The sequence below is a fragment of the Enterococcus sp. CSURQ0835 genome, from assembly GCF_902706605.1.
In the GTDB taxonomy this organism is placed as follows: Bacteria; Bacillota; Bacilli; order Lactobacillales; family Enterococcaceae; genus Enterococcus_A.
This window is the reverse complement of the sequence record NZ_CACSLH010000009.1, coordinates 33,445-56,282: the sequence shown is the minus strand read 5'-3', so window position 1 is coordinate 56,282 and position 22,838 is coordinate 33,445. Positions and strand designations below refer to the sequence as shown.

Annotated in this window: 30 protein-coding genes; 28 read left to right on the top strand and 2 right to left on the bottom strand. The window is 42.0% G+C overall.

Annotated features, from left to right (window positions below; all coding sequences use genetic code 11):
* The first annotated feature begins 188 nt into the window (after positions 1-188).
* The 4 genes from GVJ38_RS05660 to GVJ38_RS05645 all read left to right on the top strand — a co-directional run bounded on the left by GVJ38_RS05660 (position 189) and on the right by GVJ38_RS05645 (position 7,157).
* Complete coding sequence (locus tag GVJ38_RS05660; protein ID WP_159722203.1) at positions 189-905, top strand: 16S rRNA pseudouridine(516) synthase; 717 nt, start codon at positions 189-191, stop codon at positions 903-905.
* A gap of 10 nt (positions 906-915) precedes the next feature.
* Entirely contained in the window at positions 916-1,605 is a 690-nt protein-coding gene (locus GVJ38_RS05655) for a YjjG family noncanonical pyrimidine nucleotidase (protein ID WP_159722202.1), read from the top strand.
* A gap of 19 nt (positions 1,606-1,624) precedes the next feature.
* Positions 1,625-2,251 (top strand): uridine kinase, encoded by a 627-nt coding sequence (gene udk / locus GVJ38_RS05650; RefSeq protein ID WP_159722201.1) that lies wholly within the window; start codon positions 1,625-1,627, stop codon positions 2,249-2,251.
* 289 nt (positions 2,252-2,540) lie between these two features.
* Positions 2,541-7,157 (top strand): MucBP domain-containing protein, encoded by a 4,617-nt coding sequence (locus GVJ38_RS05645; protein WP_159722200.1) that lies wholly within the window; start codon positions 2,541-2,543, stop codon positions 7,155-7,157.
* A gap of 117 nt (positions 7,158-7,274) precedes the next feature.
* On the opposite strand, the gene GVJ38_RS05640 is transcribed toward GVJ38_RS05645, so the two are convergent.
* Together GVJ38_RS05640 and rpiA are read right to left on the bottom strand one after the other, a co-directional pair.
* Positions 7,275-7,961: a 2,3-diphosphoglycerate-dependent phosphoglycerate mutase gene (locus GVJ38_RS05640; RefSeq protein WP_159722199.1), complete on the bottom strand. Its 687-nt coding sequence runs from the start codon at positions 7,959-7,961 to the stop codon at positions 7,275-7,277.
* Positions 7,962-8,075: 114 nt separating this feature from the next.
* Positions 8,076-8,756 carry a ribose-5-phosphate isomerase RpiA gene (rpiA, locus tag GVJ38_RS05635; protein ID WP_159722198.1) on the bottom strand — a complete coding sequence of 227 codons (681 nt, stop codon included), beginning with the start codon at positions 8,754-8,756 and terminating at the stop codon, positions 8,076-8,078.
* Positions 8,757-9,056: 300 nt separating this feature from the next.
* Between rpiA and rpsL the strand changes: the two genes are divergently transcribed.
* From rpsL to rpmD, 24 genes are all read left to right on the top strand, one after another.
* The gene (rpsL, locus tag GVJ38_RS05630; RefSeq protein WP_137618747.1) at positions 9,057-9,470 is read left to right on the top strand and encodes a 30S ribosomal protein S12; all 414 of its coding nucleotides are present in this window, start codon (positions 9,057-9,059) and stop codon (positions 9,468-9,470) included.
* 54 nt (positions 9,471-9,524) lie between these two features.
* Positions 9,525-9,995: a 30S ribosomal protein S7 gene (gene rpsG, locus GVJ38_RS05625; RefSeq protein WP_159722197.1), complete on the top strand. Its 471-nt coding sequence runs from the start codon at positions 9,525-9,527 to the stop codon at positions 9,993-9,995.
* A gap of 80 nt (positions 9,996-10,075) precedes the next feature.
* The gene (gene fusA, locus GVJ38_RS05620) at positions 10,076-12,163 is read left to right on the top strand and encodes an elongation factor G (protein WP_159722196.1); all 2,088 of its coding nucleotides are present in this window, start codon (positions 10,076-10,078) and stop codon (positions 12,161-12,163) included.
* Between the two features lie 171 nt (positions 12,164-12,334).
* Complete coding sequence (gene tuf, locus GVJ38_RS05615) at positions 12,335-13,522, top strand: elongation factor Tu (RefSeq protein WP_159722195.1); 1,188 nt, start codon at positions 12,335-12,337, stop codon at positions 13,520-13,522.
* A 576-nt stretch (positions 13,523-14,098) separates the two neighbouring features.
* Positions 14,099-14,407 carry a 30S ribosomal protein S10 gene (gene rpsJ / locus GVJ38_RS05610; RefSeq protein WP_010756438.1) on the top strand — a complete coding sequence of 103 codons (309 nt, stop codon included), beginning with the start codon at positions 14,099-14,101 and terminating at the stop codon, positions 14,405-14,407.
* Positions 14,408-14,429: 22 nt separating this feature from the next.
* Entirely contained in the window at positions 14,430-15,059 is a 630-nt protein-coding gene (rplC, locus tag GVJ38_RS05605) for a 50S ribosomal protein L3 (RefSeq protein WP_159722194.1), read from the top strand.
* 27 nt (positions 15,060-15,086) lie between these two features.
* Complete coding sequence (gene rplD / locus GVJ38_RS05600; RefSeq protein WP_159722193.1) at positions 15,087-15,710, top strand: 50S ribosomal protein L4; 624 nt, start codon at positions 15,087-15,089, stop codon at positions 15,708-15,710.
* Entirely contained in the window at positions 15,710-16,000 is a 291-nt protein-coding gene (locus GVJ38_RS05595) for a 50S ribosomal protein L23 (RefSeq protein ID WP_159722192.1), read from the top strand. The genes rplD and GVJ38_RS05595 overlap by 1 nt, the downstream gene beginning before the upstream one ends.
* Positions 16,001-16,032: 32 nt before the next feature.
* Complete coding sequence (gene rplB / locus GVJ38_RS05590) at positions 16,033-16,866, top strand: 50S ribosomal protein L2 (RefSeq protein WP_159722191.1); 834 nt, start codon at positions 16,033-16,035, stop codon at positions 16,864-16,866.
* 42 nt (positions 16,867-16,908) lie between these two features.
* Positions 16,909-17,187 carry a 30S ribosomal protein S19 gene (rpsS, locus tag GVJ38_RS05585; RefSeq protein ID WP_159722190.1) on the top strand — a complete coding sequence of 93 codons (279 nt, stop codon included), beginning with the start codon at positions 16,909-16,911 and terminating at the stop codon, positions 17,185-17,187.
* Positions 17,188-17,208: 21 nt separating this feature from the next.
* Positions 17,209-17,559: a 50S ribosomal protein L22 gene (rplV, locus tag GVJ38_RS05580; protein WP_159722189.1), complete on the top strand. Its 351-nt coding sequence runs from the start codon at positions 17,209-17,211 to the stop codon at positions 17,557-17,559.
* A gap of 13 nt (positions 17,560-17,572) precedes the next feature.
* Positions 17,573-18,238 (top strand): 30S ribosomal protein S3, encoded by a 666-nt coding sequence (gene rpsC / locus GVJ38_RS05575; protein ID WP_159722188.1) that lies wholly within the window; start codon positions 17,573-17,575, stop codon positions 18,236-18,238.
* A gap of 2 nt (positions 18,239-18,240) precedes the next feature.
* Complete coding sequence (gene rplP / locus GVJ38_RS05570) at positions 18,241-18,675, top strand: 50S ribosomal protein L16 (RefSeq protein WP_159722187.1); 435 nt, start codon at positions 18,241-18,243, stop codon at positions 18,673-18,675.
* A complete protein-coding gene (gene rpmC, locus GVJ38_RS05565) occupies positions 18,665-18,856 on the top strand; it encodes a 50S ribosomal protein L29 (RefSeq protein ID WP_010747210.1) in 192 nt (63 codons plus the stop codon). Before rplP ends, rpmC begins: the two co-directional genes overlap by 11 nt.
* A 20-nt stretch (positions 18,857-18,876) precedes the next feature.
* A complete protein-coding gene (gene rpsQ, locus GVJ38_RS05560; protein WP_159722186.1) occupies positions 18,877-19,143 on the top strand; it encodes a 30S ribosomal protein S17 in 267 nt (88 codons plus the stop codon).
* Positions 19,144-19,200: 57 nt separating this feature from the next.
* A complete protein-coding gene (gene rplN, locus GVJ38_RS05555; protein WP_159722185.1) occupies positions 19,201-19,569 on the top strand; it encodes a 50S ribosomal protein L14 in 369 nt (122 codons plus the stop codon).
* 35 nt (positions 19,570-19,604) lie between these two features.
* Positions 19,605-19,916 carry a 50S ribosomal protein L24 gene (gene rplX / locus GVJ38_RS05550; RefSeq protein WP_159722184.1) on the top strand — a complete coding sequence of 104 codons (312 nt, stop codon included), beginning with the start codon at positions 19,605-19,607 and terminating at the stop codon, positions 19,914-19,916.
* Between the two features lie 27 nt (positions 19,917-19,943).
* Positions 19,944-20,483: a 50S ribosomal protein L5 gene (rplE, locus tag GVJ38_RS05545; protein ID WP_159722183.1), complete on the top strand. Its 540-nt coding sequence runs from the start codon at positions 19,944-19,946 to the stop codon at positions 20,481-20,483.
* 17 nt (positions 20,484-20,500) lie between these two features.
* Positions 20,501-20,686 (top strand): type Z 30S ribosomal protein S14, encoded by a 186-nt coding sequence (locus GVJ38_RS05540; RefSeq protein ID WP_003128010.1) that lies wholly within the window; start codon positions 20,501-20,503, stop codon positions 20,684-20,686.
* 33 nt (positions 20,687-20,719) lie between these two features.
* The gene (gene rpsH / locus GVJ38_RS05535) at positions 20,720-21,118 is read left to right on the top strand and encodes a 30S ribosomal protein S8 (RefSeq protein ID WP_159722182.1); all 399 of its coding nucleotides are present in this window, start codon (positions 20,720-20,722) and stop codon (positions 21,116-21,118) included.
* A gap of 31 nt (positions 21,119-21,149) precedes the next feature.
* Positions 21,150-21,686 carry a 50S ribosomal protein L6 gene (rplF, locus tag GVJ38_RS05530; RefSeq protein ID WP_159722181.1) on the top strand — a complete coding sequence of 179 codons (537 nt, stop codon included), beginning with the start codon at positions 21,150-21,152 and terminating at the stop codon, positions 21,684-21,686.
* Positions 21,687-21,738: 52 nt separating this feature from the next.
* Positions 21,739-22,095, top strand: a complete 357-nt coding sequence (rplR, locus tag GVJ38_RS05525) for a 50S ribosomal protein L18 (protein ID WP_159722180.1) — start codon at positions 21,739-21,741, stop codon at positions 22,093-22,095.
* A 20-nt stretch (positions 22,096-22,115) separates the two neighbouring features.
* Entirely contained in the window at positions 22,116-22,616 is a 501-nt protein-coding gene (rpsE, locus tag GVJ38_RS05520) for a 30S ribosomal protein S5 (protein WP_159722179.1), read from the top strand.
* Between the two features lie 13 nt (positions 22,617-22,629).
* Positions 22,630-22,809 carry a 50S ribosomal protein L30 gene (gene rpmD, locus GVJ38_RS05515; protein WP_235032826.1) on the top strand — a complete coding sequence of 60 codons (180 nt, stop codon included), beginning with the start codon at positions 22,630-22,632 and terminating at the stop codon, positions 22,807-22,809.
* The last annotated feature ends 29 nt before the right edge of the window (positions 22,810-22,838 follow it).

Genomic DNA, 22,838 nt, shown 5'->3' with positions numbered 1-22,838 from the left:
CAGCTGTCCTTAAAAAAGTCGTCATTCAACTTTCTCTACCAGGTCATTACGCTGTGTATGAGAAATCCTATTCACTTTACCTTATAACCCTAACGCGAATTTCAACTTTCGTCAAGCAATAGCCTTTTTTGGGTTTGCATTCAGCAGTCAGTTTTGTATAATAGTGCGAGGTACATAAAGGAGTTTTTATGCGTTTAGATAAGCTGATAGAAGAAAAACTTTCCACGACCCGCAAAGAGCTGAAACGTTTGTTCCAACAGCGAAAAGTTTTAATCGATGGCCAGGTCGAGCAAAAACAAAACCGGAATGTCGATAGCCAACTACATGAGATCATCGTCGCGGGTACACGCTTGACGACTGACGCGCATTATTTTTTATTGCATAAACCAGCTGGTGTCGTCACCGCTAAAAAAGATTCGCGGTTCCAAACGGTAACGCAGTTGTTACGGCCAGCTGATTTTAATCCAGCTATTTACCCGGTAGGTCGGTTGGATCGTGATACGAGTGGCTTATTACTTTTGACCGATAACGGGCAACTAGGTTACGACTTGTTGCAACCGGATTTGAAAGTCCAAAAGACGTATTATGCTTTAGTCAATGAAAAAGTGACGATAGCTGACGTGCACGCTTTTGAACAAGGGATTTGTTTTTTAGATGGGACGCGCTGCCAACCCGCCGAATTGGTCATCTTGAGTGCGACTGAAAAAAGTTCAGCTGTTTTACTTACCATCAACGAAGGCAAGTTTCACCAAGTCAAAAAAATGTTTTTAGCTTGTGGGAAAAAAGTGACTCGCTTGACGCGCATTAAAATGGGACCACTTGAATTACCGCAAGACCTTGCTCTGGGGGATTATCGCCCATTAGAAAGATCAGAATTACGCGCGTTAAAAAAATATTTTAGATAGAAGGAAAACGATGCATTATCACACTTTATTATTTGATGTGGATGATACGCTGTTAGATTTTAAAGCAGCAGAAGATCAAGCTTTAAAACGGTTATTCCACGATATGGGCGTGCCACTGACACCTGCAATCAAACAGGCCTATCAGACGATGAATCAAAATTTTTGGCGTGAATATGAACTGGGTCAGTTGACGCGGCAAGAATTATTGGACACGCGCTTTCACAAATTTTTTAGCCAGTATGACAAAGTAGTCGACGGTCCTGCAGTTGAGGAATGTTACCGCAAGTATTTGAATGAGGGCCACGACTTGTATGAAGATAGTCTAGCGGTGATCAAACAATTAGCGCTAGACTATGATCTTTACGTGGTGACAAACGGTGTCGGTGTGACCCAGCGCCAACGCTTGCGAGAATCTGGTTTGGCACCTTATTTCAAAGCTATCTTCATCTCAGAAGAGCTAGGAGTCAACAAACCAATGAAAGAATTTTTTACTAAAGTCTTTGCGGCGATCCCGAATTTTTCCAAAAACGAAACGGTGATCATTGGCGACTCACTGACATCCGATATCAAAGGTGGCATAAATGCCGGGATCGATACGATCTGGCTCAATCCGCAACAAGCACCAGCTACTGAGATCAATCCAACTTATCAAATTCAACATTTAGCGCAGCTTCCGAAACTTTTATCCCAAACTGTATAAGAAAGAGGTCAACGTATCCATGAACGACAAACCCATCATCATCGGCGTTACCGGTGGCTCCGGTAGCGGCAAGACCAGTGTCAGCCGTGCTATTTACAATCATTTTCCCGATCATTCCATCATGATGCTCGAACAAGATTCTTATTACAAAGACCAAAGTGAGTTGAGCTTTGAAGAACGGCTGAAAACAAATTACGATCATCCGTTTGCCTTTGACACGGATCTATTGATCGAACATGTCAAACGCTTATTGAACTATGAAGAAATCGAAAAACCGGTCTATGATTATGTAGCGCATACGCGAAGTGAAGCGACGATCATTCAAGAGCCAAAAGAAGTTATCATCTTAGAAGGAATTTTGATTTTAGAAGATGAACGTTTGCGGGATCTAATGGATATCAAACTTTACGTCGACACGGATGATGACATTCGAATCATTCGTCGGATCAAACGCGATATGGAAGAACGCGGCCGCACGCTAGATTCTGTGATCGAACAATATTTGACCGTGGTCAAACCGATGTACCATCAGTTTATCGAACCGACGAAGCGTTACGCTGACATTATCGTACCCGAAGGCGGCGAGAATCATGTCGCGATTGATTTGATCGCTACAAAAGTCGCTAGTTTTTTAAATCATGAGTAAGGAGTCCTGCGGGGCTTCTTTTTTATGGAATTTTTTTATAAAAAATGCGAAAGACTTTTTAGTTTGGTCAAAGCATTTTTGAAACAGAGTATAAAAAGAACAAAATTTGAAATTAAAAACCAAAAAAACTGGCTGACCATTTATTTGAAACTCATATTCAAATAACAAACTTTTTTTGAAGAATGTAGAGGTTGAATTTGACACCTTATTTCTTTCTATCTAAATTCAACGCGTTATAATCGTTTTGTGAGAAAGAGTCAGAAGGAAATCCAGGAGAGAAGGAAATGAAATGGTTGAAAAGACAGTTCATTACAAATTGAGAAAAAAGAAAAAACAATGGGTAGCCGTTGGAATTACGGTCGTTAGTGGTGTCTTTTTTGTCACGACGTTAAACAGTCAATCAGTTCAAGCTGCTGAAGTCGATCAAACTTCAAACACAACTATAGCTGCTACATTACAAGCGGCCAGTTCGGGCACTGCAGACGCAACCAGGGAAGCTTCCACGACGGAGCAATCAACCACACTAACAACGCAAGCGACTGAAAGTTCTGCAGCTCAAACGACTACAACGACTGCCAGCCCGGCCGTTTCGGAACAAGCTACACCACAAAATGAACCAGTGACTGTCGCACCAAAAGCTCAGGTTGAACAAACTGTTTCAACCCAAGTAGTTGCGCCGACTGCCGGATCTGCCACAGCAGCTGATCCATCAGAAACAACTCAATCAACGCAACCAGCCGCAACAGTCCAACCGCAATCAACAACTGTCTCGCCAGTTGAAGTGCCAGCAAATGATACTGTAACGACTACGACAAATCCAACGCCAGCTCCAGTGACTGAACAACCAACTGTGCAAACACCAACTGCTACAAATGAAGCGCAAATGCTAGCTGTTCAAACGCCAACAGAACCAGCAGTGTCTGCTACCACTACTGAACCAACATCATCAACAGTAACGACAGCAACAACTGACAAAACTACAACTAGTTCAACTGATTTAACAGCCACTACGCCAGTTGCTCCAGTTGCTCCATCTGCTGTATCGACAACGAATGAATCGACGGCTCAAACGGTCGTACCTAATCAAAGTAATGCTGAAGTTGAACCGACGCCAACTACTCAAGGTATTCAAAATCAAAATCCAGTGACGAACGTTACGTCAAATCAAACAGCCTCAGCTCCAACTGATTCAGCGGTAGTTGCTAAGACCACTACTAGTGAAAGCGAACCAGCTGAAGCGACACCTGTTCAAAGTGACGCGTTACAATTGGCTGACTTGGAACTAGCTGCGGTTGCATCGGCTAACGAAGTACCTGGTAGTCCGCAATTTAATATTTCCAATACGGCAGCGATGCAATGGTCATATACCCATCCTGCTTTAAATCAAGTTAGTGGAGCTCACGCTTGGCAAGACAGTGATTACGCTAATCAAATCGCGATGGATGCCAAAGGTCAAGATGCGACGACCGGTCAATATTACATTGATGAATGGATGCCTGATTACGCGTTTCAATATGTACTTTGGGACTCGGCTTACGCAGATAAATATGCCACCATCAATGACTTTCGGGCCAATTTCACTAAAAATGACTTAGCACAACTGCAAAATTTATCTTCCAGTGCGGCTAAACAAATCACTGGCAGTGGCAGTTACCAACAAGTCACGACGTATTACAATGCGTTAATGGCAATGTACTCATTAGAAGGTTTACAAAATGCGACGGGTCTCAAGACACTTTCCATCGCGCCAACTTATGAAGCCAATGCTCTTCGTTGGGGAACTGCAACTAAAAATGGGAATCTGTTTGATATCTCAGCGTTGAAAAATCTAAATCAATTGCAAACGGTGAATTTACCGATGTTTTCAATCGATAATGTCTCAGCTTTAGCGGAAAAACCTGATTTGACACAGTTGAATTTAAGCTATAACCAAATTGCGGATATCTCGCCATTACAAACCAATCGCAATCCAGCTTTAAAAGCTAGTTATAAAAATCAACACTTATTGTTGCAACCTATCGTTTTAAAAGATGGTACGACGACTTTTGAAACACCTTCTTTTATCGTTAAAGATTTGAATGCTCAAAACGTTCCTGTCGCGCCTTATGATGGAGCTGGCACATATGCTTCGCCTTATCCAAGTAATGCTGATGGTAGCAGTGTCAACCAAACGACAGTCGGCTGGGAAAATATTTTAACGCCTGATGCTACACATTATGGTGCCTTTACAGTTAATTGGGTCGATCCAAGTTCTGATTTTACTGGCTGGTTCATCCAACCTTATGAATACAAACAAGGCATCGGCAACGTCAAAGTCAACTATCAATTGTTGCAAGCCGATGGTAAACAAATCACGATCGCACCCGGCTCTGTTTTAGCAGGGGGGCTAGGTAGTTCCTTTGATTTGATTGATGACCCTGTAACGGTTAAAACTTTAAATAGTTTCTTAAGTCAATCTAACTATCATTTGTTAGCCGTGACGAATGAAGGAAAGTATGTGATTTATACGGGTCAAGCTGGGAGTCAGCCAGTCATTTTAGATGGCACGGGTCAATTAAAAGATCTTGCGACGAAGCAAGCTGATTTGGTCAGTAACGTTGGAAAATTTGGTGACACGACACCGACTTACACGTTTATTTTAGTGAAAGATTGGAATGTCAATGTTAAATATGGTGTGATCGATCTTAACAGCACGCCGCAAAATCCAACTGACTTACCAAAAAATACCCCCGTCGTAGAAAATGGTACGACTGTTCCTGATCAAACGATTACTGGGAATTTAAGTAATCAAATCGTAGTAGGAGATTTAGTGAAAGACTACCCTGATTTGACGATCAAGGAAATCTTGACTTCAAATGATGGAAAAGTTTGGACGAAACTTGCAACTGGGACAACGGAGATTCCGTTCATTGATTCAAATCAAACCGTTTATGTTCTTTATACCCAAGCCGGTTATGCCCAAGTCAAAGTCGTAGATAAAACGACCAATCAAGAATTGACTTTAATCACGAATGCGACAGATCCTAGTTTGAAAGGGGAAGCGGGAACCCAAAGTACTTTTGACAAAGATGCAGCTATCAAAGATTATCTAGCTAACGGCTATCAATTTGATTCTGATGATTTTGCTCAAGGTGTGCTTCTTTCAACGGATGCCACAAAACCCAACAACTATACGATCTACTTAACGCATAAAATGCAAACGAGCACCGTTCAAAATAATTACGTTGTGAATTTCACTGGGGCTGACGACAAAACACCGCAACCAGAAACGACGACACTCACTTGGCAAGCGGTGAAAGATCTAGTCTCTGGCCAAATGACATATACACCAAGTAAGTCTAGCGTAACGTTCCAAGTGCCAACGATCGATGGCTATACGCCCGATCAAACCCAAGTCAACTTCACGCCAGCTCAAAGTAGCACGCAACCGACCGATGAACAAACAACGGTTACGTATAAAAAAGACGTACCAGTGATCCAAATCGGAACGGTCACTTATTACTATCAAGATGCTGCAGGGAATGAATTACTACAACCCGTAACTTTTAGCGGTGACGTGGGTGCTGCGTATCCTGATCGTGTCGCTCAAATTACCGGCTATCATTTACAAAGTGTAACGGGAAACCGGACAGGCCAAATCGCAAAAGATCCGATCACGGTCACTTATATTTATGCGAAAGATAGTCAACCCGAATCACAAAAAGGTCAGGTCACTGTCGCTTACCACGATGAAATGGGCCAAGCATTATTACCGAACCAAGTCATCACTGGAAATGTTGGCGATCCATATACAACAGATCAAGCAACGATCAGTGGCTATCATTTTGTACGAGTTACAGGAAACCCTAATGGTACGATCACAAAAGATCCAATCGATGTTACGTATGTGTATGCGCAAGACGCACCTGAAGCAGCGCAAGGAACAGTCGTCGTGCATTATCAAGATGAAGCGGGTCAACTGTTATTAGCTGATCGAATCTTAGATGGCCAAGTCGGCACTGCTTACTCGACTCAAGCAGCTACGATTGCAAATTATCGGTTGGCTCGGGTCAATGGCGATGCAACCGGCACGTACACGAAAGATCCAATCGAAGTAACTTATGTTTACACGCCAGATAAACGTCCTGATATTTCAAAAGGAACGGTAACAGTTCACTATCAAGATCAAAATGGAACAGCTTTGCAACCAGCAGTGGTCATCACCGGAAATGTCGGCAATGATTATACGACAGCTATGAAGACGATCGCGGGCTACCATTTGAAAAATATTCTCGGTGAAGCAAGCGGACAAATCACTACCCAACCGCTTGATGTGACGTATGTTTATCAAGCAGATGCACCAGCTACTAACCAAGGAACAGTTGTCGTCCACTACCACGACAACACAGGCAACCCGATTTTACCAGATCAAACGATCACGGGAACTGTTGGTGGAAAATACACGGTTAAAGAGCAACCAATCGCAGGTTATGTATTGACTAAAGTAACGGGTGCCTTGACGGGAACTTTAACGGATACGCCGATTGAGATCACGTTCAGTTACGCTAAAATAAATCCAGCTCAACCAGCGGTACCGGATACACCCAAAAGCAATCCAACGACTGATACGCCGCAAGTTACAACGAATGTAGCGACGCCATTAACCACGACACCTGCAACTGAAAAAGGTAATGCGCTGACTGCTCAAACACCTGTGCAATCCAACAAGACACCGGTTGAAGTAGCTCACGCAGCCACACCAGTCGACCAAGTGTTAACTGGCCAACAAGCGAAAAAACAATTGGTCGCGGGCGAAAAAACTTACCCACAAACAGGTGAAAAAACAAATCACTTCGGTTTGTTAGGTGCGATGTTGATCGGTCTTGCCGGACTGTTTGGTGTCGAACGGAAGAAAAAAGAAGAGTAACTAAAAATGTTCTGAAGACATTACCGTCTTCAGAACATTTTTTTATTGACTGAATGGTTGGCACGGATTAAAAAGCCGCATCCAATTTTTAGATGCGGCTTTTATGGACGTTAAAAATTATAAATAGTATTTTTTCGCAACAGTTAGATCATCGTTCAAGTCATAAACTAATGGTTGACCAGTTGGGATTTCAAGATTCATGATGTCATCATCTGAAATACCTTCGATGTGTTTTGCTAAAGCGCGTAGTGAATTACCGTGAGCTGCAACTAAAACTGTTTTTCCGTCTAGTAAAGCAGGTGCGATTTGATCTTGCCAGAAAGGTAATGCCCGTTCTAACGTTACTTTTAAGTTTTCACCACCAGGAACGTCGCGTGGATCTAACATTGAATAGCGACGGTCTTTTGCAGCTGAACCTTCGTCAGATGCATCCAATAGTGGAGGTAAAGTATCGTATGAACGACGCCAGATGTGAACTTGTTCGTCACCATATTTTTCAGCAGTCGCTTTTTTATCTAGGCCTTGTAACGCACCGTAATGACGTTCGTTTAAGCGCCAAGATTTGATTTGAGGAACCCAAAGTTGATCTGAGTATTCTAAAATGTAGTTACAAGTTTTGATGGCACGCGTTAAAACAGAAGTGTAAGCTACATCAAATTCGATGCCAGCTTCTTTGATTTTACGTCCGCCTTCTTTGGCTTCTTCAACACCTTCTGGCGCTAAATCAACGTCGACCCAACCAGTGAAAAGATTTTTTTGGTTCCATTCGCTAAGCCCGTGACGAGAAAAAACTAATTTTGGCATATGTGCATTCTCCTTTAAGTAAAGTTTCTGAAATTTTCAATTCCGCACTCATTGTACAATGTTTCTACAGAGATTTCCATTCTTAGACGAGAAATTTAACAAAAAGCTGAGGGGTTAAGCGTGGGTGACGGGGATTACGTTTGCGCCGGCTTCGGTTCCGACGATTACTTTAGAGATCATATCGATGAATAGACCGTGTTCAACAACTCCAACTAAATGATCCAATTCAGTTGCTAAAGCTTTTGGATTTTCGATAGCTTCGAGGTGTAAGTCGATGATGTAATGTCCGCCATCTGTGGTCAAAATTTCATCGTTGTCAGTTTTGCGCCAAGTCGGTTGGTAACCTTTTGCTTCAAATAAACGGAATAAATTATGGCTGCCATAAGGAATGACTTCAACAGGTAACGGGAATTTTCCTAGTTGATCGACCATTTTGCTTTCATCGACGATCCAGATGCAATCTTTTGAGTACGTGGCAACGATTTTTTCAAATAATAGCGCTGCACCGCCACCTTTGATCCCTTGAAAATCCGCACTAACTTCATCAGCTCCGTCAATCGTTAAGTCAACTGCTTCGACTTCATCGATTTTTTTCAATGGAATCCCAAGTTCACGAGCTTGTGCTTCTGTTTTAGAAGAGGTGACGACACCTGTGATCTGCAAGCCTTCTTCTTTGACGCGACGACCAAGTTCTTTGACTAAGTAATACGCAGTCGAACCCGTTCCGAGACCGACGATCATTCCATCTTTAACGTATTCAGCGGCTTTCAAGCCGACAACTTCTTTTAAGTTCATGTAAAAAATCCCACCTTCTACTAAGTTACACTTATTGTAAACGCTTGTTGAAAAAAAAGATAGAATAGTTCGGTGAAAATCCCGGGAAAAACTGAAAAGAATCGTGTTGACACGTTAAATGAATCATGATATGCTATCTGAGGTGCTTTGTGAACAGGTCTCTCAACATGAGACGTGCTGACTGTGTCAAGGTACGCTTGATAGAGAATGCAGATCGATGCATTATTTTTTATTGCTTAAAAAGGAACCACCAGGATGTGTGGGACTAGAAAAGCAAATCGAGGAAGGAGGAAACAAGGGATGCCTACAATTAATCAATTAGTACGTAAACCTCGTAAATCAAAGGTGGAGAAATCAAATTCACCAGCATTGAATAAAGGATATAACAGCTTTAAAAAAGCGCAAACGGATGTGAACTCACCACAAAAACGTGGGGTTTGCACACGTGTGGGTACTATGACACCGAAGAAACCGAACTCAGCTTTACGTAAATATGCCCGTGTACGTTTGTCTAACTTAATCGAAGTAACAGCTTATATCCCAGGTATTGGCCACAACTTACAAGAACACAGTGTCGTGTTATTACGTGGCGGCCGGGTAAAAGACTTACCAGGGGTACGTTACCATATCGTTCGTGGTGCGCTAGATACAGCCGGCGTTAACGATCGTAAACAAAGCCGTTCTAAATACGGTACTAAGAAACCTAAAGCATAAACATTAAGCTAGAAACACTAGATAAAGACATATTTTCGGAAGGAGGAGTTACGTATGAGTCGTAAGGGTGCTGCTGCAAAACGTGATGTTTTACCAGATCCTATGTATAACTCTAAGCTAGTAACTCGTTTGATCAACCGCGTAATGGTTGACGGCAAACGTGGTATCGCTGCGAATATCGTGTATAACGCATTTGGTACAATCAAAGAATCAACAGGTAATGATCCATTAGAAGTTTTCGAACAAGCAATGGAAAACATTATGCCTGTTTTGGAAGTTAAAGCTCGCCGAGTTGGGGGTTCTAACTATCAAGTCCCAGTTGAAGTTCGTCCTGAACGTCGTACAACTTTAGGCCTTCGTTGGGTCGTGAACTACGCTCGTTTGCGTGGCGAACACACAATGGAAGAACGCCTAGCTAAAGAAATCATGGACGCTGCTAACAACACTGGCGCTTCTGTGAAAAAACGCGAAGACACACACAAAATGGCGGAAGCCAACCGTGCATTCGCTCACTATCGTTGGTAAGATCCTCTTTTATGTGGGTCTTTTCCCACGTAAAATAGAACTAACGTGTATTTTTAATTAAGAGAGGAGAAACAGAAGAAATGCCAAGAGCTTTTTCTTTAGAAAACACTCGTAACATTGGTATCATGGCCCATATTGATGCTGGTAAAACGACTGCTACTGAACGTATCTTGTACTACACTGGCCGGATCCATAAAATTGGTGAAACTCACGAAGGTGCTTCCCAAATGGACTGGATGGAACAAGAACAAGAACGTGGTATCACGATCACATCAGCTGCGACTACCGCACAATGGAAAGGTAACCGGATCAATATCATCGACACACCAGGGCACGTAGACTTCACAGTTGAAGTTGAACGTTCATTGCGTGTGTTAGATGGTGCCGTTACTGTCTTGGATGCTCAGTCTGGGGTTGAACCGCAAACTGAAACAGTTTGGCGTCAAGCGACGACTTACGGTGTTCCACGGATCGTGTTTGCCAATAAAATGGATAAAATCGGTGCTGACTTCTTGTACTCTGTTGGGACATTGCATGATCGTTTGCAAGCTAATGCACATCCGATCCAATTACCAATCGGGGCAGAAGACGACTTTACTGGGATCATTGACCTGGTAAAAATGAAAGCCGAAGTCTATACGAACGATCTAGGTACTGAAATCGAAGAAACCGACATTCCTGAAGACTACAAAGAACTTGCAGAAGAATGGCGTGAAAAATTAGTGGAAGCTGTTGCAGAAACTGATGAAGATCTTACGATGAAATATCTAGAAGGTGAAGAAATCACTGAAGAAGAACTAAAAGCTGGTATCCGTAAAGCAACGGTTAACGTTGAATTTTACCCAGTTTTATGTGGTTCTGCTTTCAAAAACAAGGGGGTTCAATTATTGCTAGATGCAGTCATTGACTACTTGCCTTCACCATTAGATGTTGCTGCTATCCAAGGGATCGATCCTAAAACTGATGAAGAAGTTGCTCGTCCAGCTGACGACAGCCTTCCATTCTCAGCTTTAGCATTTAAAGTTATGACGGACCCTTATGTTGGTCGTCTAACATTCTTCCGTGTGTACTCTGGTGTCTTAGAATCAGGGTCATACGTTCAAAACGCAACAAAAGGCAAACGTGAACGGGTTGGTCGTATCTTACAGATGCACGCTAACTCACGTTCTGAAATCTCTGAAGTTTACGCTGGAGATATCGCCGCTGCTGTTGGTTTGAAAGATACAACAACTGGGGATACTTTATGTGACGAAAAATCACAAGTTATCCTTGAATCAATGGAATTCCCTGAACCAGTTATCCAAGTCGCGATTGAACCTAAATCAAAAGCTGACCAAGATAAAATGGGCATTGCATTACAAAAATTATCTGAAGAAGATCCAACGTTCCGTGCTGAAACGAATACTGAAACAGGCGAAACGATCATCGCTGGTATGGGTGAACTTCACTTAGATATCATCGTTGACCGGATGCGTCGTGAATTCAAAGTGGAAGCTAATGTTGGTGCGCCACAAGTATCTTACCGTGAAACATTCCGTCAAGGTACGGAAGCGGAAGGTAAGTTTGTACGTCAGTCTGGTGGTAAAGGTCAATACGGTCACGTATGGATCGAATTCACACCAAACGAAGAAGGTGCAGGCTTCGAATTTGAAAATGCAATCGTTGGTGGGGTCGTTCCTCGTGAATACATCCCAGCAGTTGAAGCTGGTTTGAAAGACGCAATGGAAAATGGTGTCTTAGCCGGTTATCCAATGGTCGACGTAAAAGCTAAACTTTACGATGGTTCATACCATGATGTCGATTCAAATGAAACTGCCTTCCGTGTGGCTGCTTCAATGGCACTACGCGCGGCAGCTAAAAAAGCTGATCCAGCGATCCTTGAACCGATCATGGCAGTCGAAGTCGTGATCCCTGAAGATTACTTAGGTGATGTTATGGGACACGTAACTGCTCGTCGCGGTCGCGTTGAAGGTATGGAGGCTCGGGCTGGCGGCCAACAAGTCGTTCGTGCGATGGTTCCACTTGCTGAAATGTTTGGTTATGCAACGACACTACGTTCAGCAACACAAGGTCGTGGTACATTTACGATGACCTTTGACCACTATGAAGCTGTACCAAAAGCAGTTCAAGAAGAAATCATTAAGAAAAATGGCGGACACGCTGGTTAATTCTTAAAAAAGTCTAACTCGACTGATTCGATTTCAAGAAAGACTTGTTTTTTCAGGTGCGATTCAGGTAAAATTAAGCAATGATGATATGGGCTCACACTGTTTTTTTAACAGTGTGGACCTATCAAATAAATTCAACTAACTCATTTATTTTAGGAGGAACATTTTTAAATGGCTAAAGAAAAATTCGACCGTTCAAAACCACACGTTAACATTGGTACAATCGGACACGTTGACCATGGTAAAACAACTTTAACAGCAGCAATCACAACTGTACTTGCTAAACAAGGTGGCGGTACAGCAATGGATTACGCTCAAATCGATGGTGCTCCTGAAGAACGCGAACGTGGGATCACGATCAACACTGCTCACGTTGAGTATGAAACAGAAAATCGTCACTACGCTCACGTTGACTGCCCAGGACACGCGGACTACGTTAAAAACATGATCACTGGTGCGGCTCAAATGGACGGCGCGATCTTAGTAGTATCTGCTGCTGACGGTCCTATGCCTCAAACACGTGAACACATTCTATTATCTCGCCAAGTTGGCGTACCTTACATCGTTGTTTTCTTAAACAAAGTTGATATGGTCGACGACGAAGAATTATTAGAATTAGTAGAAATGGAAGTTCGTGACTTATTAACAGAATACGAATTCCCTGGCGACGATGTTCCTGTAATTGCTGGTTCTGCTTTGAAAGCTTTAGAAGGCGACGCTTCATACGAAGAAAAAATCTTAGAATTAATGGCTGCAGTTGACGAATATATCCCAACTCCAGTTCGTGACACTGACAAACCATTCATGATGCCAGTCGAAGACGTATTCTCAATCACTGGACGTGGTACTGTTGCTACAGGCCGTGTTGAACGTGGACAATTACGTGTTGGTGATGAAGTTGAAGTTGTCGGTATCGCTGAAGAAACTTCTAAAACTACTGTTACGGGTGTTGAAATGTTCCGTAAATTATTAGACTACGCTGAAGCAGGCGATAACATCGGTGCTTTACTACGTGGTGTAGCTCGTGAAGATATCGAACGTGGCCAAGTATTAGCTAAACCAGGTACGATCACTCCTCATACAAAATTTAAAGCGGAAGTTTATGTTTTAACTAAAGAAGAAGGCGGACGTCATACTCCATTCTTCACAAACTACCGTCCACAATTCTACTTCCGTACGACTGACGTTACAGGTGTCGTTGATTTACCAGAAGGTACTGAAATGGTAATGCCTGGTGATAACGTAGCGATGGAAGTTGAATTAATCCACCCAATCGCTATCGAAAACGGTACGAAATTCTCAATCCGTGAAGGCGGACGTACAGTTGGTGCCGGTGTCGTTAGTGAAATCTTAGCTTAATTGCTTTTAATTTAACATTATGCTCGGACGTAAAGAGTCGCTGAATTTCAGCGGCTCTTTTTTTGATTGAATCAGTTGTGCCGTTAGTTATACTGTTGAGTAACATGAGCAAATCGAAAATTTCGAGCTTGGCGCCGCTATTTATAGAAATCTTTTTCTGATCAGTAAATAGCTTAGAATTGATTTTCAATCGTTGCGTAAATCGAAGCGATCGCAATTTGATTAGCTACATCAGGTGAGTGTGGATCGGATTTATCAGCTATATAATAGAAGGAAAGTTTTTCCATCGGCTTACGTTTGCAAAATAGTTCAGCCACTTCGAAAAAAATGAAATGAAAAAAAGTTGAAAGTCATCGAAATTTCCAACAGAAAGGTCTTGCAATCGCTGTTCTAATATACTATAATCATAAAGGTGCTGTTTACAAAGAATAAACGCACAGGTGGGTCTCACTTAGATCCATCGGCTATGAAACGAGAGGTTGCGACACGCCCGGACGCTTTGCCATGGACGAGCGTGACGGAAAATTTTCGTGGAGCTATGTCTACTTTCTAAAATAGGCGAAGGAGGGAACAAAGATGGCAAAACAAAAAATTCGTATCCGTTTAAAAGCGTATGAACATGGTATTTTAGATCAATCAGCGGATAAAATCGTCGAAACTGCAAAAAGAACTGGAGCTTCTGTGTCAGGTCCAATTCCATTACCAACCGAACGCAGTCTGTACACTGTAATCCGTGCGACGCATAAATACAAAGATTCACGCGAACAATTCGAAATGCGTACTCACAAACGTCTAATCGACATTGTGAACCCAACACCAAAAACAGTTGATGCTTTAATGAAGCTAGACTTACCATCAGGTGTAAACATTGAAATCAAACTATAATAATTAAACTGGAGGTGTAATCATGACCAAAGGAATCTTAGGGAAAAAAGTGGGAATGACTCAAATCTTCACTGAATCTGGCGAATTAATTCCAGTAACAGTCGTTGAAGCAACACCAAACGTTGTTTTACAAGTGAAAACAATGGAAACAGACGGCTATGAAGCTGTGCAATTAGGTTACCAAGATATGCGTGAAGTTTTGTCTAACAAACCTGCGAAAGGTCATGTTGCAAAAGCAAACACGACTCCTAAGCGCTTCATTCGAGAATTCAGAGATGTTGAGCTAGGAGAATATGAAGTAGGACAAGAAGTGAAAGTTGATACTTTCCAAGCTGGAGACATCATTGATGTAACCGGAACGACTAAAGGTAAAGGTTTCCAAGGCGTTATCAAACGTCATGGCCAAAGCCGCGGCCCAATGGCTCACGGTTCTCGTTACCATCGTCGTCCTGGATCTATGGGTCCTGTTGCACCTAACCGTGTATTTAAAAATAAACATTTAGCTGGTCGGATGGGCGGCAATCGCGTAACGATCCAAAACTTGGAAGTCGTTCGTGTGGATGCTGAACGTAACGTTATCTTAGTTAAAGGTAATGTCCCCGGCGCTAAAAAATCATTGATCACAATCAAATCGGCTGTTAAAGCTAAATAATTGTTAAAGGAAAGGAGGAACTAAGGAATGCCAAATGTAGCATTATTCAAACAAGATGGAACTAAAAATGGTGAAATCACATTAAATGAAGAAATCTTCGGAATCGAACCTAATGAAAGTGTTGTCTATGATGCCATCATCATGCAACGTGCTTCATTAAGACAAGGAACACACGCGGTGAAAAACCGTAGCGCTGTATCAGGCGGTGGTCGTAAACCATGGCGCCAAAAAGGTACTGGTCGTGCCCGTCAAGGTTCAATCCGTTCACCACAATGGCGTGGAGGTGGTACTGTCTTCGGACCAACACCACGTTCTTACAGCTACAAACTTCCTAAAAAAGTTCGTCGCTTAGCAATTAAATCTGTTTTATCAGATAAAGTTGCTGAAAATAACTTGGTTGCCGTTGATGCATTAAGCTTCGATGCACCTAAAACAAAAGAATTCAAACAAGTACTTACTAACTTGTCAATTGATTCAAAAGTATTGGTTGTTTTGGAAACAGAAAACGAAGTCGCAGCTCTTTCAGCTCGCAACTTACCAAACGTGACTGTTACAACTTCAAACAACGTAACTGTACTTGATGTAGTCGCTAATGAAAAAATCTTAGCAACGCAAACTGCTCTTACTCAAATTGAGGAGGTGCTTGCATAATGAATTTACTAGACGTAATTAAACGCCCGGTGATCACTGAAAAATCGATGTTAGACATGGATGAAAAGAAATATACTTTCGAAGTGGACACTCGTGCGAATAAAACTTTAGTTAAACAAGCCGTTGAAGCTGCGTTTGGCGTTAAAGTTAAAAACGTAAACATTCTAAATGCGAAACCAAAAGCGAAACGCATGGGTAAATACCAAGGCTTTACTAAAAAACGTCGCAAAGCAATCGTGACGTTAACAGAAGATTCAAAAACCATCGAAATTTTCGAAGCTGCCGAATAAGGCAAGATCTGAATAAATAGGAGGGAATAGACGTGGCGATTAGAAAGTACAAACCTACCACAAATGGTCGTCGTAACATGACGAGTTCTGATTTTGCTGAAATCACAACTTCAACGCCTGAAAAGACATTGTTACAACCATTGAAAAATAACGCAGGTCGTAACAACAACGGTCGTATCACTGTCCGTCATCAAGGTGGCGGTCATAAACGTCAATACCGGGTCATCGATTTCAAACGAAATAAAGATGATGTGGTAGCTACGGTACAAACGATCGAATACGATCCAAACCGTTCAGCAAATATTGCATTAGTTCATTATACCGACGGAGTGAAAGCTTACATTTTAGCCCCTAAAGGCTTACAAGTAGGCATGACCGTTGTTTCTGGACCAAATGCAGATATCAAAGTTGGGAACACATTACCACTAGCAAACATCCCAGTTGGTACAGTGGTTCACAACATCGAAATGAAACCAGGTAAAGGCGGACAATTGATCCGTTCAGCAGGCGCTAGCGCTCAAGTACTTGGTAAAGAAGGCAAATACGTTTTAGTACGTTTAAACTCAGGCGAAGTTCGCATGATCTTAGCTGCATGCCGTGCAACAATCGGTTCTGTTGGGAATGAACAACACGAATTGATCAACATCGGTAAAGCTGGTCGTTCTCGCTGGATGCGTAAACGTCCAACTGTTCGTGGTAGCGTAATGAACCCTAACGATCACCCACATGGTGGTGGTGAAGGTAAAGCACCAGTCGGACGGAAATCACCAATGTCTCCTTGGGGCAAACCTACATTGGGTTACAAAACTCGGAGCAAAAAAGCGGCATCAGACAAACTTATCGTGCGTCGTCGTAAAATTAAATAGTTTCATTGACCATGTGTCGTACATTTTGAGAGGAGGTTCACCATGGGTCGTAGTTTGAAAAAAGGACCTTTCGCTGATGATCACTTGATGAAGAAGATCGAAGCACAACAAGGTGTTGAAAAGAAGAAAGTTATTAAAACTTGGTCTCGTCGCTCAACTGTTTTTCCTAGTTTCGTAGGATTTACAATTGCAGTATATGACGGACGTAAACATGTACCTGTTTACATCCAAGAAGACATGGTAGGACATAAATTAGGTGAATTTGCACCAACAAGAACTTATCGTGGCCATGCTAGCGATGATAAGAAAACAAAACGCTAATTTTGAGGGGAGGATATTACAATGGCAGAACAACAAATCACATCAGCTAAAGCAACTGCAAAAACAGTTCGCACTTCTCCTCGTAAAGCCCGTTTAGTAATCGATCTTATCAGAGGGAAAAGCGTAGCCGAAGCAATTTCAATTTTGAAATTCACACCGAATAAATCTGCTGGAATTATTGAGAAAGTTTTAATGTCAGCAGTTGCTAACGCAGAAAACAACTTTGACTTAGACGTTGAAACATTGGTTGTTTCTGAAGCTTTCGTTAACGAAGGACCAACTATGAAACGGTTCCGTCCACGTGCTAAAGGTTCAGCTTCACCAATCAACAAACGTACAAGTCACATCACTGTAGTGGTATCAGAAAAATAAGGAGGGATAATCTGTGGGTCAAAAAGTAAATCCAATTGGAATGCGTGTTGGCATCATCCGAGATTGGGATGCTAAATGGTATGCTGAAAAAGAGTATGCTGAATTCTTACACGAAGATTTGAAAATCCGTAAGTTCATCGCAACTAAACTTGCTGATGCCGCTGTATCAAAAGTTGAAATCGAACGCGCTGCAAATCGCGTCAACATTTCAATTCACACGGCTAAACCTGGCATGGTTATCGGTAAAGGTGGTTCCGAGGTCGAAGCCTTACGTAAAGAATTAAACAATTTAACTGGTAAACGAGTTCACATTAACATTGTGGAAATCAAAAAACCAGATTTAGATGCAAAATTAGTTGGTGAAGGAATCGCACGTCAATTAGAAAACCGTGTTGCTTTCCGTCGTGCGCAAAAACAAGCGATCCAACGGACAATGCGTTCTGGCGCTAAAGGGATCAAAACACAAGTTTCTGGTCGTTTAAATGGTGCTGATATCGCGCGTTCTGAAGGCTATTCAGAAGGTACCGTTCCGCTTCATACATTGCGTGCTGATATTGACTACGCTTGGGAAGAAGCAAACACAACATACGGAAAACTAGGAGTTAAAGTGTGGATCTATCGTGGCGAAGTTCTTCCTACTAAGAAAAACGCACAAAACACTGAGAAAGGAGGGAAATAATCATGTTAGTACCTAAACGTGTAAAACACCGTCGTGAGTTCCGTGGTAAAATGCGCGGAGAAGCTAAAGGCGGCAAAGAAGTAGCTTTCGGTGAATATGGTTTACAAGCAGTGGATTCTCACTGGATCACAAACCGTCAAATCGAAGCGGCTCGTATTGCAATGACTCGTTATATGAAACGTGGCGGGAAAGTATGGATTAAAATCTTCCCTCACAAATCTTATACAGCCAAAGCTATTGGTGTTCGTATGGGATCTGGTAAAGGTGCTCCTGAAGGCTGGGTAAGCCCAGTTAAACGCGGCAAGATCATGTTTGAAGTTGCCGGTGTTCCTGAAGAAGTTGCACGCGAAGCATTACGTCTTGCGTCTCACAAATTACCAATGAAAACTAAGATCGTAAAACGTGAGGAAATGGGTGGTGAATCGAATGAAGGTTAAAGAAATCAGAGAATTAACCACTGCCGAAATGCTTGATCAAGAAAAACAATTAAAAGAAGAATTGTTCAATCTTAGATTCCAATTAGCAACAGGTCAATTAGAAAACACTGCACGTATTAAAGAAGTACGTAAATCGATTGCACGCATCAAAACTGTATTGCGTGAACAAGCTGACAAATAGGAAAGGAGACCATTTTTCGTATGTCTGAAGAAAGAAATCAACGTAAAGTTTACCAAGGTCGTGTGGTATCAGACAAGATGGATAAAACCATCACAGTTGTCGTTGAAACCAAGAAAAACCACCCTATCTATGGGAAACGTTTGAAATATTCTAAAAAATACAAAGCACACGACGAAAACAACGAAGCAAAAGTTGGCGACGTCGTGAAAATCATGGAAACTCGTCCATTATCAGCTACCAAACGGTTCCGTCTGATTGAAATCGTTGAAAAAGCAGTAGTTATTTAATCACACGAGACTTTCCTATATAGATTATCTTTTAAAATCTGAAAGGAGGATACACAAGTGATCCAAGCAGAAAGCCGTTTAAAAATTGCGGATAACTCAGGCGCTCGTGAAATCTTGACCATCAAAGTCCTTGGTGGATCTGGTCGCAAAACTGCTAACATCGGTGATGTGATCGTTGCTACGGTTAAACAAGCAACGCCAGGTGGGGTTGTCAAAAAAGGTGACGTCGTAAAAGCCGTTATCGTTCGCACAAAATCAGGCGCACGTCGTACTGATGGTTCATATATTAAATTTGATGAAAATGCAGCAGTTATCATTCGTGATGACAAGAGCCCAAGAGGAACACGTATCTTCGGACCTGTTGCACGTGAATTACGTGAAAACAACTTCATGAAGATCGTTTCATTGGCACCGGAAGTATTATAATCGGAAGTTTCAACCAAAGGAGGTGCGCAACAGTAATGTTCGTTAAAAAAGGCGATAAAGTAAAAGTTATCTCTGGTAAAGATAAGAATAAAGAAGGCGTTGTTTTAGAAGCCCTTCCTAAGAAAGATAAAGTCGTTGTTGAAGGCGTCAATATCGTGAAAAAACACCAAAAACCTTCTCAAGCTGCCCCTCAAGGCGGAATCGTTGAGTTAGAAGCGCCGATCCATGCTTCAAATGTCATGGTGATCGATCCTTCAAACGGAGAAGCAACTCGCGTTGGCTATAAAGTAGTTGACGGTAAAAAAGTCCGCGTTTCGAAAAAAACCGGCGAAGTTCTAGATAAATAAAACATTAGGAAAGGAGGATCTTAACAGATGAACCGCCTTAAAGAAAAATACTTAAATGAAGTAACGCCATCATTAATGGAAAAATTTAACTATAGTTCAATTATGGAAGTCCCTAAAGTTGAAAAGATCGTCATCAACATGGGTGTCGGTGATGCGGTATCAAACGCTAAAAACTTAGACAAAGCAGTTGAAGAATTGACTTTGATCTCAGGACAAAAACCAATCATCACAAAAGCGAAGAAATCAATTGCTGGTTTCCGTTTGCGTGAAGGAATGCCGATCGGTGCGAAAGTTACCCTACGTGGAGAAAGAATGTATGAATTCTTAGACAAACTAGTTACAGTTTCCCTTCCACGGGTTCGTGACTTCCACGGAATCAGTAAAAAAGCCTTTGACGGCCGTGGTAACTATACTTTAGGTATCAAAGAACAATTGATCTTCCCTGAAGTTGACTATGATTTAGTTGATAAAGTTCGTGGGATGGATATCGTCGTGGTTACAACTGCACAATCTGACGAAGAATCTCGCGAATTATTGACACAACTTGGAATGCCATTCCAAAAATAATCAAGGAGGCGAAAAAATTGGCTAAAAAATCAATGATTGCTAAAAACAAACGCCCTGCAAAATTCTCAACGCAAGAATACACTCGTTGCGAACGTTGCGGACGTCCACATTCAGTCTATCGTAAATTTCATCTTTGCCGTATTTGCTTCCGCGAACTTGCCTACAAAGGTCAAATTCCCGGCGTGAAGAAAGCTAGCTGGTAAAATAAAACTCGCATAAAGGAGGTAAATAGTTCAATGGTCATGACAGATCCAATCGCAGATTTTTTAACTCGTATTCGGAATGCCAACATGGTAAAACACGATACAGTTGAAGTGCCTGCTTCAAAAATCAAACGTGACATCGCTGAGATCCTTAAAAAAGAAGGATTCGTCCGTGATGTTGAATATATCGAAGATGACAAACAAGGCGTGATCCGTGTTTTCCTTAAATACGGTAAAAACGACGAGCGTGTTATCACGAACTTGAAACGTATCTCTAAACCAGGTTTGCGGGCTTATGTCAAAGCTGACGAAGTACCAAAAGTTTTAAACGGTTTAGGTATCGCGATCATCTCTACTTCTGAAGGTTTAGTAACTGACAAAGAAGCTAGAGCGAAAAACGTCGGCGGCGAAGTGCTAGCTTACGTTTGGTAATTTTAAGCAAACTACAAGGAGGTGTCTTTAAGTGAGCCGTATTGGTAATAAAGTAGTCGTTTTACCTGCTGGAGTTGAAGTAACTCAAAAGGGAAACGAAGTAACTGTTAAAGGTCCAAAGGGTGAATTGACCCGTACATTATCTTCTGATATCGAAATGAATATCGAAGGTAACGAAGTAACATTCACTCGTCCAGATGACAGCAAAGAAATGAAAACAATCCACGGAACTACCCGGGCCAACTTCAACAACATGGTTGTCGGTGTGTCTGAAGGATTCCAAAAATCTTTAGAATTAATCGGGGTTGGGTACCGTGCGCAATTACAAGGTAAAAAACTTGTCTTGAACGTTGGTTACTCACATCCAGTCGAAATCGTTGCCCCAGAAGGCGTCGAAATCGAAGTACCTGCGAATACGCAAGTAATCGTTAAAGGTGCAAATAAAGAACATGTCGGCGAATTAGCTGCGAACATTCGTGGAACTCGTCCTCCAGAACCTTATAAAGGCAAAGGTATCCGTTATACTGGCGAATACGTACGTCGTAAAGAAGGTAAAACTGGTAAATAGTAGGTTGATCCTACTTGCGGCTTAGGCTAGCAAATTCAAAGAGGTGACAATTGTGATTACAAAACCAGATAAAAATAAAACACGTCAAAAGCGTCATATGCGTGTTCGTAACAAAATCTCTGGTACTGCTGAGTGCCCACGCTTGAACGTTTTTCGTTCTAACAAAAATATCTACGCGCAAGTAATTGATGACGTAGCGGGTGTGACGCTAGCAAGTGCCTCTGCCTTAGACAAAGAAGTTTCAGGTGGAACTAAAACTGAACAAGCACAAGCTGTCGGTAAATTAGTGGCAGAACGTGCTGTTAAAAAAGGTATTAAAGAAGTAGTCTTTGACCGTGGTGGATACCTTTACCATGGCCGTGTAGCAGCTTTAGCTGAAGCAGCTCGCGAAAATGGACTAGAATTTTAGGAGAAGGAGGAACACCATTCATGGTTTATATCGATCCAAAACACTTGGAATTAGAAGACCGCGTCGTTGCGATCAACCGTGTTACAAAAGTTGTTAAAGGTGGACGTCGTTTACGTTTCGCAGCGCTTGTAGTAGTTGGCGACCGTAATGGCCACGTAGGCTTTGGTACTGGTAAAGCACAAGAAGTACCAGAAGCAATTCGTAAAGCGATTGAAGATGCTAAGAAAAACTTAGTTGAAGTACCAATGGTCGGCACTACACTTCCACATGAAGTTATTGGTGTCTTTGGCGGCGGCCGCATCTTGATGAAGCCTGCTGTTGAAGGTTCTGGGGTAGCTGCTGGTGGACCAGTTCGTGCCGTCTTGGAATTAGCTGGTGTAGCTGATGTTACTTCTAAATCATTAGGTTCAAACACACCGATCAACGTTGTACGCGCAACAGTTGATGGCTTGAAACAATTGAAAAAAGCAGAAGACGTTGCGCAATTACGCGGCGTATCTGTTGAAAATTTCGCAAACTAAGGAGGACGCAATAATGGCTGAATTAAAAATTACTTTAAAACGCAGTATTATCGGACGTCCTCAAAACCAACGTGATACTGTTAAAGCGTTGGGTCTAAGAAAAGTGAACAGCACTGTAGTTAAACCTGCTAATGAAGCAATCAAAGGTATGGTTAACACAATCTCTCACTTAGTGGACGTTGAAGAAATTTAATTGTACTAATACTATCTAACTAAGGAGGT

What these genes read in the sequence shown, in the direction of transcription:
- GVJ38_RS05660 (WP_159722203.1), top strand. Translation starts at nt 189, where the DNA reads ATGCGTTTAGATAAGCTGATAGAAGAAAAACTTTCCACGACCCGCAAA.
- GVJ38_RS05655 (WP_159722202.1), top strand. Translation starts at nt 916, where the DNA reads ATGCATTATCACACTTTATTATTTGATGTGGATGATACGCTGTTAGAT.
- udk (WP_159722201.1), top strand. Translation starts at nt 1,625, where the DNA reads ATGAACGACAAACCCATCATCATCGGCGTTACCGGTGGCTCCGGTAGC.
- GVJ38_RS05645 (WP_159722200.1), top strand. Translation starts at nt 2,541, where the DNA reads ATGGTTGAAAAGACAGTTCATTACAAATTGAGAAAAAAGAAAAAACAA.
- GVJ38_RS05640 (WP_159722199.1), bottom strand. Translation starts at nt 7,961, where the DNA reads ATGCCAAAATTAGTTTTTTCTCGTCACGGGCTTAGCGAATGGAACCAA.
- rpiA (WP_159722198.1), bottom strand. Translation starts at nt 8,756, where the DNA reads ATGAACTTAAAAGAAGTTGTCGGCTTGAAAGCCGCTGAATACGTTAAA.
- rpsL (WP_137618747.1), top strand. Translation starts at nt 9,057, where the DNA reads ATGCCTACAATTAATCAATTAGTACGTAAACCTCGTAAATCAAAGGTG.
- rpsG (WP_159722197.1), top strand. Translation starts at nt 9,525, where the DNA reads ATGAGTCGTAAGGGTGCTGCTGCAAAACGTGATGTTTTACCAGATCCT.
- fusA (WP_159722196.1), top strand. Translation starts at nt 10,076, where the DNA reads ATGCCAAGAGCTTTTTCTTTAGAAAACACTCGTAACATTGGTATCATG.
- tuf (WP_159722195.1), top strand. Translation starts at nt 12,335, where the DNA reads ATGGCTAAAGAAAAATTCGACCGTTCAAAACCACACGTTAACATTGGT.
- rpsJ (WP_010756438.1), top strand. Translation starts at nt 14,099, where the DNA reads ATGGCAAAACAAAAAATTCGTATCCGTTTAAAAGCGTATGAACATGGT.
- rplC (WP_159722194.1), top strand. Translation starts at nt 14,430, where the DNA reads ATGACCAAAGGAATCTTAGGGAAAAAAGTGGGAATGACTCAAATCTTC.
- rplD (WP_159722193.1), top strand. Translation starts at nt 15,087, where the DNA reads ATGCCAAATGTAGCATTATTCAAACAAGATGGAACTAAAAATGGTGAA.
- GVJ38_RS05595 (WP_159722192.1), top strand. Translation starts at nt 15,710, where the DNA reads ATGAATTTACTAGACGTAATTAAACGCCCGGTGATCACTGAAAAATCG.
- rpsS (WP_159722190.1), top strand. Translation starts at nt 16,909, where the DNA reads ATGGGTCGTAGTTTGAAAAAAGGACCTTTCGCTGATGATCACTTGATG.
- rplV (WP_159722189.1), top strand. Translation starts at nt 17,209, where the DNA reads ATGGCAGAACAACAAATCACATCAGCTAAAGCAACTGCAAAAACAGTT.
- rplP (WP_159722187.1), top strand. Translation starts at nt 18,241, where the DNA reads ATGTTAGTACCTAAACGTGTAAAACACCGTCGTGAGTTCCGTGGTAAA.
- rpmC (WP_010747210.1), top strand. Translation starts at nt 18,665, where the DNA reads ATGAAGGTTAAAGAAATCAGAGAATTAACCACTGCCGAAATGCTTGAT.
- rpsQ (WP_159722186.1), top strand. Translation starts at nt 18,877, where the DNA reads ATGTCTGAAGAAAGAAATCAACGTAAAGTTTACCAAGGTCGTGTGGTA.
- rplX (WP_159722184.1), top strand. Translation starts at nt 19,605, where the DNA reads ATGTTCGTTAAAAAAGGCGATAAAGTAAAAGTTATCTCTGGTAAAGAT.
- rplE (WP_159722183.1), top strand. Translation starts at nt 19,944, where the DNA reads ATGAACCGCCTTAAAGAAAAATACTTAAATGAAGTAACGCCATCATTA.
- rpsH (WP_159722182.1), top strand. Translation starts at nt 20,720, where the DNA reads ATGGTCATGACAGATCCAATCGCAGATTTTTTAACTCGTATTCGGAAT.
- rpsE (WP_159722179.1), top strand. Translation starts at nt 22,116, where the DNA reads ATGGTTTATATCGATCCAAAACACTTGGAATTAGAAGACCGCGTCGTT.
- rpmD (WP_235032826.1), top strand. Translation starts at nt 22,630, where the DNA reads ATGGCTGAATTAAAAATTACTTTAAAACGCAGTATTATCGGACGTCCT.